The 15,965-nt window shown below is 69.7% G+C and carries 12 protein-coding genes; 7 read left to right on the forward strand and 5 right to left on the reverse strand.

All coding sequences use genetic code 11. From position 1 onward, the window contains the following. The 5 genes from ftsH to AB1824_11075 form a co-directional block, all read left to right on the forward strand. A partial coding sequence (gene ftsH, locus AB1824_11055; GenBank protein ID MEW5765501.1) for an ATP-dependent zinc metalloprotease FtsH occupies window positions 1–1,532 on the forward strand: 1,532 nt, incomplete at its 5' end. Window positions 1,533–1,546: 14 nt separating this feature from the next. Next, a complete protein-coding gene (gene folP, locus AB1824_11060) occupies window positions 1,547–2,416 on the forward strand; it encodes a dihydropteroate synthase (GenBank protein MEW5765502.1) in 870 nt (289 codons plus the stop codon). Next, on the forward strand, window positions 2,413–3,216 hold the full coding sequence (locus tag AB1824_11065) for a nitrilase-related carbon-nitrogen hydrolase (protein MEW5765503.1): 804 nt from the start codon (window positions 2,413–2,415) through the stop codon (window positions 3,214–3,216). The genes folP and AB1824_11065 overlap by 4 nt, the downstream gene beginning before the upstream one ends. 70 nt (window positions 3,217–3,286) lie before the next feature. Then, the gene (locus AB1824_11070) at window positions 3,287–4,243 is read left to right on the forward strand and encodes an ABC transporter ATP-binding protein (protein MEW5765504.1); all 957 of its coding nucleotides are present in this window, start codon (window positions 3,287–3,289) and stop codon (window positions 4,241–4,243) included. Next, the gene (locus AB1824_11075) at window positions 4,240–5,541 is read left to right on the forward strand and encodes an ABC transporter permease (protein ID MEW5765505.1); all 1,302 of its coding nucleotides are present in this window, start codon (window positions 4,240–4,242) and stop codon (window positions 5,539–5,541) included. Before AB1824_11070 ends, AB1824_11075 begins: the two co-directional genes overlap by 4 nt. A 3-nt stretch (window positions 5,542–5,544) precedes the next feature. On the opposite strand, the gene AB1824_11080 is transcribed toward AB1824_11075, so the two are convergent. Then, on the reverse strand, window positions 5,545–6,723 hold the full coding sequence (locus AB1824_11080) for an MFS transporter (protein ID MEW5765506.1): 1,179 nt from the start codon (window positions 6,721–6,723) through the stop codon (window positions 5,545–5,547). A 227-nt stretch (window positions 6,724–6,950) separates the two neighbouring features. Here AB1824_11080 and AB1824_11085 point away from each other — a divergent pair, with 227 nt between their 5' ends. After that, window positions 6,951–7,193 carry a YtxH domain-containing protein gene (locus AB1824_11085; GenBank protein MEW5765507.1) on the forward strand — a complete coding sequence of 81 codons (243 nt, stop codon included), beginning with the start codon at window positions 6,951–6,953 and terminating at the stop codon, window positions 7,191–7,193. Window positions 7,194–7,337: 144 nt separating this feature from the next. Here AB1824_11085 and AB1824_11090 read toward each other — a convergent pair whose 3' ends face one another. Beyond that, complete coding sequence (locus tag AB1824_11090; protein MEW5765508.1) at window positions 7,338–8,570, reverse strand: alkaline phosphatase family protein; 1,233 nt, start codon at window positions 8,568–8,570, stop codon at window positions 7,338–7,340. Beyond that, window positions 8,567–11,212: a CBS domain-containing protein gene (locus tag AB1824_11095; GenBank protein MEW5765509.1), complete on the reverse strand. Its 2,646-nt coding sequence runs from the start codon at window positions 11,210–11,212 to the stop codon at window positions 8,567–8,569. Before AB1824_11095 ends, AB1824_11090 begins: the two co-directional genes overlap by 4 nt. Before the next feature lie 243 nt (window positions 11,213–11,455). Here AB1824_11095 and AB1824_11100 point away from each other — a divergent pair, with 243 nt between their 5' ends. Continuing rightward, entirely contained in the window at window positions 11,456–13,033 is a 1,578-nt protein-coding gene (locus tag AB1824_11100; GenBank protein MEW5765510.1) for an HD domain-containing phosphohydrolase, read from the forward strand. Window positions 13,034–13,194: 161 nt separating this feature from the next. Here AB1824_11100 and AB1824_11105 read toward each other — a convergent pair whose 3' ends face one another. Further along, window positions 13,195–13,992, reverse strand: coding sequence for a peroxiredoxin (locus tag AB1824_11105; GenBank protein ID MEW5765511.1), 798 nt, complete (start codon window positions 13,990–13,992; stop codon window positions 13,195–13,197). Window positions 13,993–14,493: 501 nt separating this feature from the next. Beyond that, the gene (gene hisC / locus AB1824_11110; GenBank protein ID MEW5765512.1) at window positions 14,494–15,585 is read right to left on the reverse strand and encodes a histidinol-phosphate transaminase; all 1,092 of its coding nucleotides are present in this window, start codon (window positions 15,583–15,585) and stop codon (window positions 14,494–14,496) included. Window positions 15,586–15,965: the final 380 nt, after the last annotated feature.

Below are 15,965 nucleotides of genomic sequence, written 5' to 3' on the forward strand. Positions count from 1 at the left end.
GGGGGAACAAGGCCTTTTCCTTCGGCAAGTCCAAGGCCCGGATGGTGAGCGAGCCCAAGAACAAGGTCACCTTCAAGGACGTGGCGGGCATCGAGGAGGTCAAGGAGGAGCTCTTCGAGATCATCGACTTTCTGAAGGACCCCCAGAAGTTCCAGAAGCTGGGCGGCAAGATCCCCAAGGGCGTCCTCCTCATGGGCGCTCCGGGCACGGGCAAAACCCTCCTGGCCAAGGCCATCGCCGGCGAGGCCGGGGTCCCCTTCTTCTCCATTTCAGGGTCCGAGTTCGTGGAGCTCTTCGTGGGCGTGGGCGCCAGCCGGGTCCGCGACCTCTTCGAGCAGGCCAAGAAGAACGCCCCCTGTATCGTCTTCATCGATGAGATCGACGCGGTGGGCCGCAACCGGGGCGTGGGCAGCATGGGCGGCCACGAGGAGCGGGAGCAGACCCTCAACCAGCTCCTGGTGGAGATGGACGGCTTCGAGGCCAACGAGGGGGTCATCATCGTGGCCGCCACGAACCGCCCCGACGTGCTGGACCAGGCCCTCCTGCGGCCCGGCCGCTTCGACCGCCGCATCGTCGTGCCGAGGCCGGACCTTCGCGGTCGGGAGGAGATCCTCGGGGTGCACGTGCGCCCCCTGAAGCTGGGGCCCGACGTGGTCCTCTCCATCCTGGCCCGGGGGACCCCGGGGTTCTCGGGCGCGGACCTGGCCAACCTCGCCAACGAGGCCGCCCTGCGGGCCGCCCGCCGGGGAGCCAAGACCGTGGACATGGAGGACTTCGAGTTCGCCAAGGACAAGGTCCTCATGGGGACCGAGCGGCGCTCCATGATCCTCTCGGAGGCCGACAAGAAGGTCGTGGCCACCCACGAGGCCGGCCACGCGGTGGTGGCCTACCACCTTCCCAACGCCGATCCCATCCACAAGGTCTCCATCGTTCCCCGTGGCATGGCCCTGGGCGTCACGCAGCAGCTCCCCATGGACGACAAGTACAACTACTCACGGGAGTACCTGGAGGCCGAAATCGCCGTCATGCTGGGCGGCCGCACGGCGGAGGAGATCTTCATCGGCTCCGTCACGACGGGCGCCGGAAACGACTTCGAAAAGGCCACCGAGATGGCCTGGAAGATGGTCACGGCCTGGGGCATGAGCGAGAAACTCGGGCCCCTCGCCTACCGGGGCGAGCGCACCAGCATCGCGGCCTACTGGGACGCCCCCACGTGGGGCCAGTATTCGGCCGACACGGCGCGGGAGATCGACGAGGAGGTCAAGCGCATCGTCATCGAGGCCAAGGAGACGGCCGAGCGCATCCTGAACGAACACAAGGAGGCCATGGGCGCCGTCATTTCCGCCCTCCTGGACCGGGAGGTCCTGGACAAGGAGGAATTCGAGGCCCTGCTCCGCGGGGAGACGCTTCCCGCGGCCCACGCCTCCTCCCCGTCCCCTCAGGCCGGCGAAGGACTGGCGAACCCCGCGGCCGACGCCCCGCCGGCTTCGCCCAAGATCCCCTCCCCGGCGCCCCAGCTCGGCGGAGCCTGAGGAGGCGCTTTCCCATGGAGGAGCGGGCGGGGGGGCTCTTTCTCCGGGGTCGAAACCGCCTGGAGGAAAGTCCGTTCCTCCTCATGGGCGTGCTCAACCTGACCCCCGACTCCTTCTCCGACGGCGGCCTCTACCTGGATCCGGCAGACGCCTGCGCGAGGGGTGTCCGCATGGCCCGGGAGGGCGCGGACCTACTCGACCTGGGGGCCGAGTCCAGCCGCCCCGGCAGCGACCCCGTCCCTTCCGGGGAGGAGCTTCGCCGGCTCCTGCCCGTGGTGGAAGCCCTGCGGCGGGCCCTCCCAGACGTGCCCCTGTCCGTCGACACCACCAAGGCGGAAGTGGCCCGGGCCGCCCTCGATGCCGGCGCCGACATGGTCAACGACATCTCGGCGGGGACCTTCGACGAGGCCATGATTCCTCTGTGCGCCCGGCGGCGGGTACCTCTCGTCCTCATGCACCTGAGGGGCACCCCCAAGACCATGCAGGAAGCCCCGCACTACGAGGATCCCGTGGCCGAGGTGGTTTCGGAACTCGCCGCGCGGGTCCGCGCCGCGGAGGCGGCGGGCCTGGGCCCCGGCACGCTCCTCGTGGACCCCGGCATCGGCTTCGGCAAGCGTCCCGAGGACAACCTGGCCCTCCTCCGGAACCTGCCGGCCCTCTCCTCCCTGGGGTATCCCCTTCTCGTGGGCGTCTCCCGGAAGAGCCTCATCGGTGCGCTCACGGGAGCGCCCGTGGGAGAGCGCCTGCCCGGAACCCTGGCCCTGCACGCGGCGGCCCTCCTCGGAGGGGCCAGGATCTTTCGCGTCCACGACGTGGCCGAGCATCGGCAGGCACTCCTCTGCGCGGCGGCCCTGGCCTCCGCGGGCCGCCGGGAGGCCCCGTGAACCTCCCCGTCTCCCTCGGCCAGATGCGGGTGCTCCCGGCCCGGCCCGCCGAGAACCTCGAAACCGTGCGGGCTTTCGCGGCGGAGGCCTCGCGCCGGGGCAGCCGCCTCCTCTGCCTGCCCGAAGCCTGCCTGACGGGCTTTCCATGGTCGTGGCTCCAGGCCCACGCAGGCGAACTCGCGGCCCCCGTGGAGGCGATGCGGCGCATCGCCCGCTCGACGGGGCTCTTCCTCAGCTTTTCCCACATGGTCCCCAGCGCGGAAGGGCGCCTGGCCAACACCCACTTTCTCCTGACCCCCGATGGCGACACCCTGGCCGAGTACCGGAAGGTCCACCTCTTTTCCCTCTTCGGGGAGGAGCGCCACGTGGTCCCCGGAAGCCGGCGGGTCGTGGCCGACGCCCCCTGGGGAAAGACGGGCCTCGCCGTCTGCTACGACATCCGGTTTCCCGAGCTCTTCCGCGCCTGCGCGCTGGAAGGCGCCGTCCTCTTCCTCTGCCCGGCGGCCTTCCCGTACCCTCGCCGGGAGCCGTGGAGGGTCCTCGCGCGGGCCCGGGCCGTGGAGAACCAGGCCTACTTCCTGGGGACCAACGCCGTGGGTCCCGAGGGGGACGGGGAGGACGCCGTGACTTACTTCGGCACCTCCGTCGCGGCGGGCCCTCTGGGCGAGGTCCTCGCCGAGGGCGACGAGACCTCCGAAGCCCTCCTCACCGTGGACCTGGATTTCGGACAAGTGGAGGCCGCCCGCGGGTCCATCCGCGTCCTCGAGGACCGGAGGCCCGAGGTCTACGGCCCCGCCTGAAGGGACGGCGGGGCCCGCCTTCGGACCGGCGCCTGAAACCAACCGGGGCGTTTTCCGTAGGATGGCATGCATGGAAAGCGGAGCCGACATGCTGGTGGCCAGGAATCTCGTTCGGTCCTACGGGAGCCTGCGGGCGGTGGACGGGATGTCTTTGACCCTGGCCGCGGGGGAGATCGTAGGTCTCCTCGGCCCCAACGGGGCGGGAAAGACCACCACCGTCTCCATGCTCGCCGGGATCACGCCGCCCGACGGGGGAGAGGTCCGCCTGAACGGAGAGCTTCTTGCCTCGGGACGTCCCGAGGCCAGGCGCGACCTGGGCCTCGTGCCCCAGGAGCTGGCGCTCTACGACGGGCTCTCCGCGGGGGAGAACCTGAGGCTCTTCGGGGCCCTGTACGGGCTGGGGGGTCGGGATCTCGCGGCGGCCGTGGAGCGGGCCTTGCGCTTCGTGGGGCTGGCGGACCGGGCGGGCCACCGGGTCAAGACCTTCAGCGGCGGAATGAAGCGCCGGCTGAACCTGGCCGCGGGCCTGCTCCACGAGCCGGCCATCCTCCTTCTGGACGAACCCACCGTGGGCGTGGACCCCCAGAGCCGAAACGCCATCTTCGACCTCCTCGAAGAGCTCAGGGGCCGGGGCAAGGCCCTTCTCTACACGACCCACTACATGGAGGAGGCCGAGCGCCTCTGCGACCGGATCGTGATCATGGACCACGGCCGGATCCTGGCCGAGGGGACGGCCCGCTCCCTGGCCGACGGGCTCGGCGCCCCCGCGCTCCTCACCGTTCAGATTTCGGACACCCCGGAGAACCCTCCGTGGCTGGAGACCCTTCGGACCCTCCCCGGCGTGAAGGGCGCTTCCCTTGAGGACGGGCGGCTCTCGGTGGACCTGTCGGACCTGGACTCCCAGGCTCCCTCCGTCCTGGAGGGGTTGCGGGCCCACGGGGTCCGGTATTCGTCCCTTTCCTCCGAGCGTCCCGGTCTGGAGGCCGTGTTCCTCGCCCTAACGGGAAAGGAGTTGAGGGACCCATGAACCTCCGCCCCTTCGCGGCGCTCGTCCGAAAGGACCTCGCCCTCTTCTTCTCGGACCGCCGGGCCGTTCTCCTCAGCCTCGCCGCTCCCATCGCCATCGCGGCCTTCTTCGGGTTCCTGTTCTCGGGGTCCTCCTCCGAGAGCGCGCCCATTGTCGTCCTCGTGGCCGACGAGGACGGAAGCCCCCTCTCCCGGGAGATCACCGCCAAAATGTCCCAAGATCCGGCCCTCGAGGTGCGGAGGGTGCCGAGCGCCGGCGAGGCGCGGGAGGTGGTGCGGAAGGGAAAGGCCTCGGCGGCGCTGGTCTTCCCCGCGGGATTCGGCGAACGATCGGTGGGCGCCTTCTTCGGGCGGGCCGAGAAGCCCGACCTGCTCCTCCTTCACGATCCTTCCCGCGTCGCCGAAGCCTCCATGCTCCGGGGCATCCTGACCCAGCACGCCATGGAGGCCGTGAGCCGGGAGGCCTTCTCGGGCCCCCAGGGCCGGATCGCCGCCGAGGACTCCCTGGCCCAGGTGCAGGCCAATCCCGACCTGCCCGCCCGGGACAAGGAGGTCCTCCAGAACCTGCTCCAGAGCGTGATTTCCTGGCAGGAACGCACCTCGGAGCCCGGAGGAACCGCCGCCGGGGGACCGGCGGGCGGCCTCTCGATTCCCTTCCGGGCGGTGGCGGAACCCGTCACCTCGAAGAAGGGAGTGGTCTACAACGGATACGCCCACTCCTTCGCCGGCATGGCCGTCCAGTTCATCCTGATGTCGGCCATCGAGTTCGGGGTGGGAATCCTCCTGGAACGCCGCTCGGGGATCTGGCGGCGCCTGCGGGCCGCCCCCGTTCCCCCGGGGACCCTGCTCCTGTCCCGCGGGGTGAGCGGCGCCCTCCTCTCTCTCCTCATCTTCCTCGTCTGCATGGGATTCGGGATGGCCGTCTTCGGCGTGCGGATCCGGGGCAGCGCCATCGGATTCTTCGCGCTGGGCGCCGCCTACTCCCTCATGGCCGGGGCCTTCGGGGTGATGTTGGCGGCCCTCGGGCGGACCCCGGAGGCCACGCGGGGCCTGGCCATCTTCGCCGTCCTTCTGATGGTCATGCTGGGCGGCGGCTGGGTGCCGGCCTTCCTCTTCCCGGCCTGGCTGAATCGGGCCACGCTGGCCCTCCCCACCCGGTGGGCCGTGGACGGATTGGACGCCGTAACCTGGAGGGGCCTCGGCCTGGAGGCCGCCCTTCCCGCCGCCGGTATCCTGATCGCCTTCACCCTCCTCTTCTCCCTCATCGCCGTCTGGCGCTTCCGGTGGGAGGAGGCCTGACCCTCAGGCCTCCCGGAAGGGCCGGCTGAGGGCGGCGACGGGCGCGCACAGCGCCGCCAGCACGGCCACGGCGCCGAAGAGGACGTTCACCGGAACCGCGGAGGAGAGCACCCCCGTCAGGCCCGAGGAGAGGGCCGTGAGCCCGATCACGGTCATCCCCGAGAGGGCGAAGATCCTCCCCAGGTGCTCGGCCGGAGCGATGCGCTGAACCATGGCCGTGCGGGTCACGGTGATGAGCGGAATGGACACGCCGTGGAGAAGCACCGTGAGGGAGGCGGCCCAGGTGGAGGAGACCCACAGGAGGGGCAGGTAGGTGAGCCCGTCGGCCGCGATCCCCCACAGGAGCACCTTCCCCTGCCCGAAGCGGCGGTTCAGCCACTCCGCCAGGGGGATCCCCACCACCGCGCCCAGGGCCAGGGAGGCTTCGAGCAGGGCGTAGGTCCTCCCCGAGCCGCCGAGGACGCTCTTTGCGAAGAGGGGCGTTCCCACAATGGCCGGGCCCATAATGAGGAGGTTGTCGGCCGCCGTCAGAAGGAGAAGGATGCGGAGCCTCCCGTCCCTCCAGGCCACCGAGAGCCCCCCGAAAACTTCGGCGCCCAGCCGCCCGGCGCCCCTCGGGACCGCCGCCTCCGCCGGAAGGAGGAGGAGGAAGCCGACGGACACGAGGAAGAGGGCGCCCACGCCCGAGAAGAGCGCCTGCGTGGGAAACCACGCCAGAAAGAGCAGGCACGCCCCGGGGCCCAGGAGCCAGCCGAGGGGGATGCTCACCTGGATGCGGGCGTTGGCCCTCACGAGGTCCCCTCCCCGGGCCAGGAAGGGGATCATGGCATCCCGTGCGGGGTTGAAAAAGGCCGAGGCCGTGAACACGCCGAAGCCCACGGCGGCCAGGATCCAGGGGGAGTCCAGGTGGGCGGCGGCCAGGAGGGGAACGGCGAGGCAGAGGATCGCCCGGACGGCGTCCGCCGCCACCATGAGGCCGCGGCGGGGAAGCCGGTCCGCGGCGAGTCCTCCGGGGAGGCCGAAGAGGAGGATGGGCAAGTAATTGAGGGCCGCCGCCGCGCCGAGGACCCACGGCGAGTCGCTCCGCTCCAGGACGGCCCAGAACAGGAGGACCGTGAAGGCGGCGTCTCCCATCTGCGAGGCCACCTGAGCCCAGAGGAGGTTGCGTATCCCGGCGGTCATCTTCTCCAAGGCGTCCTCCACTCCCCACAGGCCGGCCCACCCATTTGCCGCGCCCTTGCATCGCGGGCCGACCCACTCTAGCAGGAAACCCGGACCGGAGGCCCTTGGCTCCCTCTGTGACGCCGGTCACGCCCTGGCCGGGATGAAGAGCGGCGGGCTCCCGGTTTCTGACGGATGTCCACCCTGGAACGGCGCCCGTGCGCGCCCCTGCCTTTAGGAGGTTCCCCATGAAGAAGGAAACCGGCCAGATCCTGTGGGCCACCAGCCTCGGCGTCCTCGCCGGCGGCGTGGCCGCCCTCCTCCTCGCCCCCGCCTCGGGAAAGGACACCCGACAGAAGCTCGCCCGGGGATACCAGCGCCTCAAGGAGCGCTCCCGCGGCAGCGCCCTCGCCCTGACGGAGAAGCCGGGGCGCGAGCACGAAGTCGTCTCCGGTCCCGTCCCCAAGGCTGCCGAGTCCCGCCCCCTCTGACCTGTTCGCCGTCCGTTCGGCCGCTCCGGGTGCGCCCCGGAGCGGCCGGACACGATTGATCCCCCCGTTCCGGCCCCTCCCGCAAACCGGCCCGACGTCCCCTTCCCCGGTTCCGGCACGGACCGTTCGCCAATCCCTTTCCTCTTAGGGAATCAGGCTTCTCCCGTCGGCCCGGGGGGGAGGGGGGATGCCGAGGAGGCGGCAGAGGGTGGGGGCCACGTCCACGGCGCTCGCCCGGGGTAGGGTCTTTCCCGCCGGAACGCCCGGCCCTTCCAGAATCAGGAGGCCCTGCACGTCCGGATTGGAGGCGGGGTATCCGTGGTTGCCCTTCGGGACGGCGCGGACGCCGGGTTTCGGAGAGTACCCCCAGAAGGTGGCCCCCGGAGGGGCGAGGACCACGAGGTCCCCCGCCCGCGCGCATCCGGCGTAGTGCAGGTCGGGGGGGCAGGACTCCCGATCGAAGACCCGGCACCCCGCCGGAAGGCCCTCGAGGGCCCGGCGGACCTCCTCCTTCTGGCGCGCGTCCTTCGTGTAGAGGTTGGCCATGGGGCCGGAGGTGGCGATGTAGGGCAGAAAGGCCTTCTTGGGAACGAGGGCCGCCAGGTCGATGGCCCGCTCCACGGAGGACATCCCGTGGTCGCTGGCCACGACCAGCACCACGGGCGTCTTGGGACCGAGGGCGCGGATGCCCTCCCGCAGGCGCCGGAGGGTTGCGTCGGCCCGGACCATGGCCCGCCGGACGGCGGGCCCCTCCGGCCCCTCGTCGTGGCCCTCGTCGTCGGCGCCGCTCGTCCAGGCCAGAATCAGGCGGGGGCGCCGGTCCGGAGGCATCCCCAAGAGGTCCAGCAGGGCCTCCACGGTGGCTTCGTCGCTTCCCCCCTTCCCTTTCTGGAATCCGCGACGGTACGAGGGCGCGACGCCGTGCCAGTCCCCGTCGGAGAGAGGCCAGGAGAGGACGGCGCTCTTGATCCCGGCCCCTTCGGCCAAGGCCCACACGGGCGGCTCCAGGAGCCACCGCGCCTCGGGCTCCTTGGAGAAACGCGTTCCGGAGGCCCGGTCCAGGAAGCCGTTGGCGGCGATCCCGTGCTTGTCCGGGTAGGTCCCCGTGGCCAGCGTGGCGTGGCACACCCAGGTGAGGGAGGGAAAGGGCGGAAGGAGTCGCTCCGCCGACAGGCCCGAGCGGCGCATGGCGGCGAAGGTTTCCAGACCGAACCGGTCCGGATAGTCCCAGCGGACCCCGTCCACGGTGACCAGAACGACGGTCGGAGGGGCCGCGACGGGCTTCGAAAAGGCGTCGGCGCGGCACCCGGAGAGGACCGACGAGAGGACCAGGAGCGCCGCCGGCAGGAGGACGCGCCGCCAGAGTGCGCCGGTCATGTCTCCTCCTTGGAGGTCGGCCGCCCCCTTCGCGCCGCCTCCAGGGCATAGGCCAGTTCCTCCTCCCGGGTCCGCACCCTCCCGTCCACCTTGGCCACGCGCGTTTCCAGCAGGGCCGACGCCACGGCGGGAGAGGGTGGAACGCCGGCCTCGATGAGGTCCGTGCCGGTGATGGCCAGGGCGGTGAAGCGATCCCTCACGATGAAGTCGCGCACCAGAGACTGCCTCTGGGGCCCCTGGACCTTGGCCAGGAGGAAGAGGGCCAGGCTGAGGGGCATGGCGTGGAGGGCCCGGTAAGCGCATCCCGCCGTGCAGGTTTCATCCCGGGAGAGGTCCCTCAGTGCGCGCCACGTGAAGGACCTGTATTCGTCGAGGACGGTCCGGGTCTCCTGCGAAAAGGGGTAGTGGGCGCGGAAGGCTTCCAGCTCCGCCGTGGGCAGACGCTCGGTGAGGGCCATGAGGTAGACGGCCGGCCGGTTCACCGGCGTCTCGGGAAAGTGCGTCTCGAAGAAGCCCAGCCCCTGCTGGACCCGGTAGAGCGTGTCCAGGACCTTGGGCGTGAGCTTGAAGGCGGGCCAGAAAACCTTGAGGAGCTTGTGCTCCTCCATGGCCTTGAGACCCTCCACCGCGTTGGGGCCCGAGAGGATCTGCTCCACCTCCGAAAGGACGCGCTTGGGGGAGAGGTGGCGAAAGACCCCCTGCTTGATGGTCGCCGCGATCAGGTTCGCCGTCTCCGGCGGGAGGGTGAAGCCGAGCTTGACGGCGAAGCGGACGGCGCGGAAGGCGCGGGTGGGATCCTCCACGAAGGAGAGCCCGTGGAGGACCCGGATCCGGCCGGACTTGAGGTCCCGGACGCCGCCGAAGAGGTCCAGGATCTCCCCGAAGCCTTTCGGGGAAAGGGTGAGGGCGAGGGTGTTGAGGGTGAAGTCCCGGCGGTAGAGGTCCTGGTACAGGGCCGCGTGGGCCACGGTGGGCAGGGCCGCCGGCTGTTCGTAGTACTCGGCCCGCGCCGTGGCGAAGTCCCATTTCCCTCCGTCGGGCCGGATCCAGAGGGCGGTGCCGAAGGCGCGGTGGGTCCGCACCCGCCCCCCCTTCCGTTCGGCCCACGCCTCGGCCAGGGCCGCCGCGTCGCCCTCCACCACGAAGTCCACGTCCTTCACGGGCTTTCCGAGGAGCAGGTCCCGCACCGCTCCCCCCACGAGGAGGCAGGGCGAGCCCCGCTCTTCGCCCAATTCCCCGAGCTCTCTCAGGAGGGCGAGGTCCTGAGGGGAGAAGGCCGCCTTGATGAGGTAGGCGATCTCCTTGGGGGAGGGCTGTCCCCCGGAACGGTGGGCCAGGGCGGCGGGCTCCCTGCGGTAGAGGGCCTTGAACAGGCTCATCCGGGAGAGGAGCCCTTCGACCTTGTCCTCCGATTCGCCGAAGAGGACGATGCGCCAGTTCTGCTCGAGCATCCGGCGGCGGACCTCCTCGGCGGGGGTGTCGGGCGGAAGGAGCGGAGGCGACGAGATGACGAAGTCCAGGACCGGCACCTCCGTGAGCCCGTGCTGGAGGGCCCCGTCCACCTCCTGGCGGGTCACCACCCCCACCAGGCGGTCCCCCGAAAACACGGGAAGGGCGTTGACCCGGAAGCGGTTCATGTCGGAGAAGGCCTCCCGAACGGTGGCTCCCTCGCCGATGCGCTGGAAGTCCCGGCTCATGATGTCCCGGGCCTTGAGGCCCACGGGCCGGGCGGAGGTGAGTTCGTCGAGGAGGAGGGCCCGGACCTCGGCCACGGTCTTGCCCCGGACGACGGCCGAGGCGGCCGAGGGGTGGCCCCCGCCGCCCAGCACGTCCAGAATCTCGGCCACGTTGACCAGGGGCGAACGCGACCGGGCGATGAGGTGGACCCGGTTCTCCATGTACGCCAGGAGGAAGAGCGCCTCCATGCCCTCCATGGCCAGGATCTCGTGGGCCAGGATGGAGAGGTCGGGAACGTACGCCTCGGCGTTGACCACGCTGAGGTGGACGGGAACTCCTCCCACGCTCAAGGTCTCCAGGTTGTCGAAGACCTCCGCGAGGAGCCGCATCTGCTCTTCCGTGAACCCTTTCTTCAGGACGCGCGCCACCTGGTCCAGGGACCCGCCCCACTGGAGGCACTTCAGCACGGCCTCGAAGTCCGCTGGGCGCGTGGTCGGGTAGGCCAGGAACCCCGTATCCTCGTAAACCCCGAGGAGGAACAGGGTGGCCTCGAAGGGCGTGGGGGTCAGGTTCCTCTCCGCGAGCTCCTTCACCATGACCGCCGTGCAGGAACCCGCCTCCTCCACCCGGGTGTACTCCCCCGCCAGATCTCCCTGGCCGGGGTGGTGGTCGAAGACGTCGAGGGGCACCGGCGGCTCCCGGTCCAGGAGCAGGCCGGCCAGCGAACCGATGCGGTCCCGGCTCGACACGTCCACGCAAACCAGGCGCTCCACCGAGGAGGCCCTCAGCCCTTTGGTGGAATGGACGGGCGGAATCTCGTCCCGGTGCCTTTCCATCCAGCGGCGCAGGAGGCTTTCGGCCGCCCCGGGCAGCACCAGGGTCGCGCCGGGGTACAGCCTCAGGGCGGCCACCATGCACGAAAGGGAGTCGAAATCCGCGTTGGTGTGAGACGTGACCACGATCATGGCCGCCCCGCGAACCTGGATCGGGAAGGGGAAAGCCGGCGCGCCGCGCCCTTGTTGCCTCCCTCATCGAACATCATGCGCTCCGCTGCCGCGACGGCGATCATGCGTTCATTGTAAGGCCCCCGAGACCCTCCAAGAAAGAAGGGAGGGCCTTCCGTAGCGGGGCCCGACCTCGTGGAGACGGGATACGGGTGGCTTGCGGGGCCGACCATCTATACAATCATGGCGCGTGGAGGCGGCTCCATGAAGGCCTGGACCGAAGAGAGGCTTGTCCTCGAGGAGTTCGCCCGGAATCTGGAGGCCACGCCCTCCCTTCCGAATGCCTCGGAAGGCGAACTGGAGCTCCACGCCGTGCACGTGGCTCGGGTCACCGATCTTCTGATCCAGGTGGCCGACTCGCCGAGGAACAAGCGGCCGCCGGTCAGGAAGTGGGACGAGGTCCTGGGCCCTCTCCTTTTCCAACTCTTTGCGAAGGGCGACGACATCGACCGCTACGTCCTGGGGGATCTATGGAGGGGGGTCCTTCTCGATGAGGGAGAGATCGACGGCTTTCTGCGCGCCACCACTTCCCTGGCGGCCAGCGCAAGGGACTTCTACCGCTTCGAGGAGGCCCTGGAGGCCTGCAGGCAGGGTCGCCAGGCGGCCAAAGGGCAAGCCTCCGCGGCCTACGCCAACCTGATCAACCTGGAGGGCATCATCCACGCGTTCAGGGAAGATTATGAGGCCTCCGAACACTCCTTCCGCGAGGCCGCATCCATGGCGGAAGGGCTCGCCGAGGAGGACTTCCCCAAATGGACGAGGGCGACCAAGGCCGACTACGGGAATCGCCTCCGCCTGAACCTCATGGAATGCTATTTGAGGCAGGGCCTTTCGGCGGCAGGTGAGGAAAGGGTGAAGCACGGGCGCCGCGCGCGCGAGTACCTCTCCCAGCTCGAAGGGGAGCCCCTGAGGGACACGCACCGCAGCTTCCTCCTCGTGAACGCGGCCATGCTGGCCATCGTCGAGGAAAGGCTCGATTTCGCCAAGTCGCTCCTCCTGCCCCTGACCCGGAGAGGCCCGGGGGGCGCTTCCGAGGACCTGTCCTTTCTGGCCGTGCACTCGAGGCTCCTTTCGGTGATCGCGGCCCTGGAGGGCCATTGGGAGGACGCGTATCACTGGATCCGGAAGGCGATCCGGGAGGGGATCCGCTACCGCCGCATCGGAGAGGAGCAGGACATCTTGGAGCAGGCGCTCAACGTGCTTCGGGGCCTCAAGGGCCATCGGAAGAGCGCGAGTCACGGGGCTCTCGTGCAGGATCTGATTCAGCTCCTGGAAGACAAGGACTGGTACACCGGCCGGTCCCATTCCCACGGCGTCAGCCGGCTCTCGGTCCGCCTGGGCGAGGTGTTGAACGCGATGCCCAACCACCATCTGGACCTGAAGCTGCTGGAAGTGGGCGGGCTCCTGCACGATATCGGCAAGCTGAAGACTCCGTGGTCGCTCCTCAACAAGCTGGCGCCCCTCGGCCCCAGGGAGTGGGACATCCTCAAGGAGCACCCCTTGCACAGCGCGCACATCCTCCAGAGGATCGGCATGGAGGAGGTGGCTCCCATCGTCAAGGGACACCACGAGCACATGGACGGGACGGGCTACCCGGAGGGACGCCCCCCGGACCTTCTCGCGGCCATCGTGGGCGCCGCCGACGCGTTCGAGGCCGCCACCACCCCCACGCGCCGGTACAAGATCCCCAAGGACCGCCGGGTCCTGCTCCAGGAACTATCCGAAGGGGCCGGCCTGCGCTACCACCCTGACGTCGTGGAGGGGCTCAAGAAGATCGCCTGATCGAACCCGTGAGGCCCCTCCGCCGCGAGGCGCGCGAGAAAATCCGCGCCGGCGAGGATCTGAAGCCATTCCCGATCCGGGCCCCGTCTCCGCCTCCGACCGGAACAGAAAAAAAGGGCGGGGGCCGCGACCCCCGCCCGCCATGGTCTGCTGACAGATTCTCAGGGTTGGCCGGCGGAAGCCACCTCCCGGGGGAGCTTCTTCGTGCAGAAGAACCAGTCGTAGCAGTGCGTGTCTCCCGGCGTCTTGTCCATGCGGTCCTTGGCCACACCGCAGGAGCCCGGCGGGGGGACGATGACGTCGTCGCCCGGCTGCCAGTCGGCGGGGGTGGCCACCTGGTTGGCGTCGGCGGTCTGCATGGCGAGGAGAAGGCGCTTGATCTCCTGGAAGTTGCGGCCGTTACTGAGGGGGTAGTAGAGGAGGGCCCGGATCTTCCCGGCGGGGTCGATGAAGAAGACCGCCCGGACCGCCTTGGTGTCGCTGGCCGAGGGCTGGAGCATGCCGTATTGTTTCGCCACCTCCATCTTGAGGTCGGCGATGAGGGGGAACGTCACCTCGACGTTCTTCAGGCCGCGGTACTCGATTTTCTCCCTGATCGTGCGAAGCCAGGCGATGTGACTGTAGTTGCTGTCGATGGAGAGCCCCACCAGCTTGGTGTTGAGGGCCTCGAACTCGGGCTGCATCGTGGCGAAGGTCATGAACTCCGTGGTGCAGACGGGCGTGAAATCGGCGGGATGGCTGAAGAGAATCACCCACTTGCCCTTGAAGTCCTGGGGGAAGCGAATCGTCCCCTGGGTGGTCTCGGCGGTGAACGCCGGAGCCTCCTCGCCGATGAGCGGGATCCGCCCCGCCTCACCGACCGAGGGTTTCTTCTGCTCCTGAGCCCATGACACCCGGGAGACGGACAGGATCGACACCAGAGCCAGAGCCAGAACCCTCCACGGCCTTCGGTACATCATGGAACCACTCCTTGCCGGCGGGATGTTTCGCCTTCACGGGGGGCACTCCCACCGGACGCCACCCCTCGCGACGAAGCGCCATTTCTCCGTCCTCAGAGTGGTCAAGATGCAAGATTACTTCAGAGGTAACATTTCGAGGGGCGCAAGGCCATCTTTCTTGGCTCGTCTGGAAAATCTGTGCAGGCCCCCGAGCTGAATCGCCGTCCGCCGAAGGCGGATGGCGGCGTCCCGGCGCCGGTGGGCCAGATGCGCGAAAGGCGAACGGGCGGACACCGACTCGTGCTTGTGTATGTGGAGCGTGTCCGCCCGCGAAGCCTGACAAAGCAGATGGTCCGACGCCGCCGGCGCACTCATTAGAGTGGGGGGGGAGGCGAATGGAACCGAGCCAGGCAGGCCGGCCCGCCCGAAGCCAAGCGCACCCAGCGCTTGGGCGGCCTGCCCCGCCCTTCGAGACGCACAGATTCGCAACAGGAGCCTCTTTCTTGAAGGCGACTCTTCTGCCTATCGGCCGAGGATCTTCCGGGCGGCTTCGAGGAAGCGGTCGTTTCCCTCGGGGGTGTGGACCGAGACGCGCAGGGACCGGGGATAGCCGTTTCCCTTCATGGGACGCACGATGACGCCCTCCCGCAGGAGGGCCTGGAAGGTATCGTTGGCGTCTTCTGGAAAGTCCACGAGGACGAAGTTCGCCACCGAGGGCGTCACGGTCAGGCCGAGGGATTCGCATCCCGCCGCCAGCCTCGGCAGCTCCCTCGCGTTCAAGGCCACGCCACGGGCCACGAACTCAACGTCCTCCAGGGCCGCCATCGCCGCCACCTGGGCCGCGCTCGTCGTGTTGAACGGAGAGCGCACCTTGTGGAGGGTCTGCGTCACCTCGCGCCCGGCCACGCCGTACCCCACCCGGAGCCCAGCCAGGCCGTAGGCCTTGCTGAAGGTCCCGAGGACCAGGAGGTTGGGGAAGCGGGAGAGGAGCGGCATCACGGAGCCGTAGTCGGGGGCCTTCACGAACTCCTTGTAGGCCTCGTCCAGGATCACCAGCACGTTCGGAGGGACCCTCTCGAGGAAGGCCTCGAGTTCCCCCCGGGGCACGTACCGTCCCGTGGGGTTGATGGGGTTGTCCAGGATGAGGAGGCGGGTCCGCTCGTCCAGCGCTGCCAGGAGGGCGTCGAGGTCGTGGTTGCGCCCCCGCATGGGCACGGCCTTCTGGGGGGCGTCCACCACCTGGCAGGCGATGGGGTACATGGCGAAGGAGCCCGCGCTGTAGACGGCGCCGGCCTCCCGGTTCAGGTAGGCCCGGGCGGACATCTCCACCAGTTCCACGGACCCGTTCCCCAGAACCACGTTGCCCGCTTCCACGCCGAAGCATCGCGCCAGGGCCTGGCAGAGGTAAAAGCCGCTGCCCTCGGGGTAGATGTGGAGGTCCCCCAGGAAGGCGCGGACGGCCTCCACCGCCTTGGGGGAGGGCCCGAGCGGGTTTTCGTTGGAGGCCATCTTCACGGTCCCCTTCAGGCCCAGCTCCCGCTCCACCTCTTGAACGGGCTTGCCGGGGACGTAGGGACGGATGGCCTCGATGTACGGCGGGACGGGGATGCTCATGGGCGGGGCTCCTTGGTGTGAGTGGGTTTTCCGGAGGGACGGCCCCGAGGCTTGCGGGTGGGAGCGCCCTTTCGGGGAGGCCCTCCGGGCTTCGACCTCCGGCGCGCCCCCGCGTCACCGGGGCGGGGGGGGCGGCCGGAACGGTCCGGGAACGACGCCGGCCGGCCCGAACTCCCCCTGGGCGGACCCTTGCGGGAAGGCCCTCCAGGTTTCGAATCACGGTGCGCCGCCCCGTCACGGGAGCGGGCGGCTCGGCCCGGCTGGTCCGGGAACGAAGCCGGCTGGTCCGGACTCCACCGCTGCGGGCCCTTGCGGGGGGGGCCTCCGGGTTTCGAATGCCCGTGGGCCCCGGCGTCTCGGGGGCCGGGGGGACGGCCGGG

The organism is Acidobacteriota bacterium (assembly GCA_040752915.1).
In the GTDB taxonomy this organism is placed as follows: Bacteria; Acidobacteriota; UBA4820; order UBA4820; family DSQY01; genus JBFLVU01.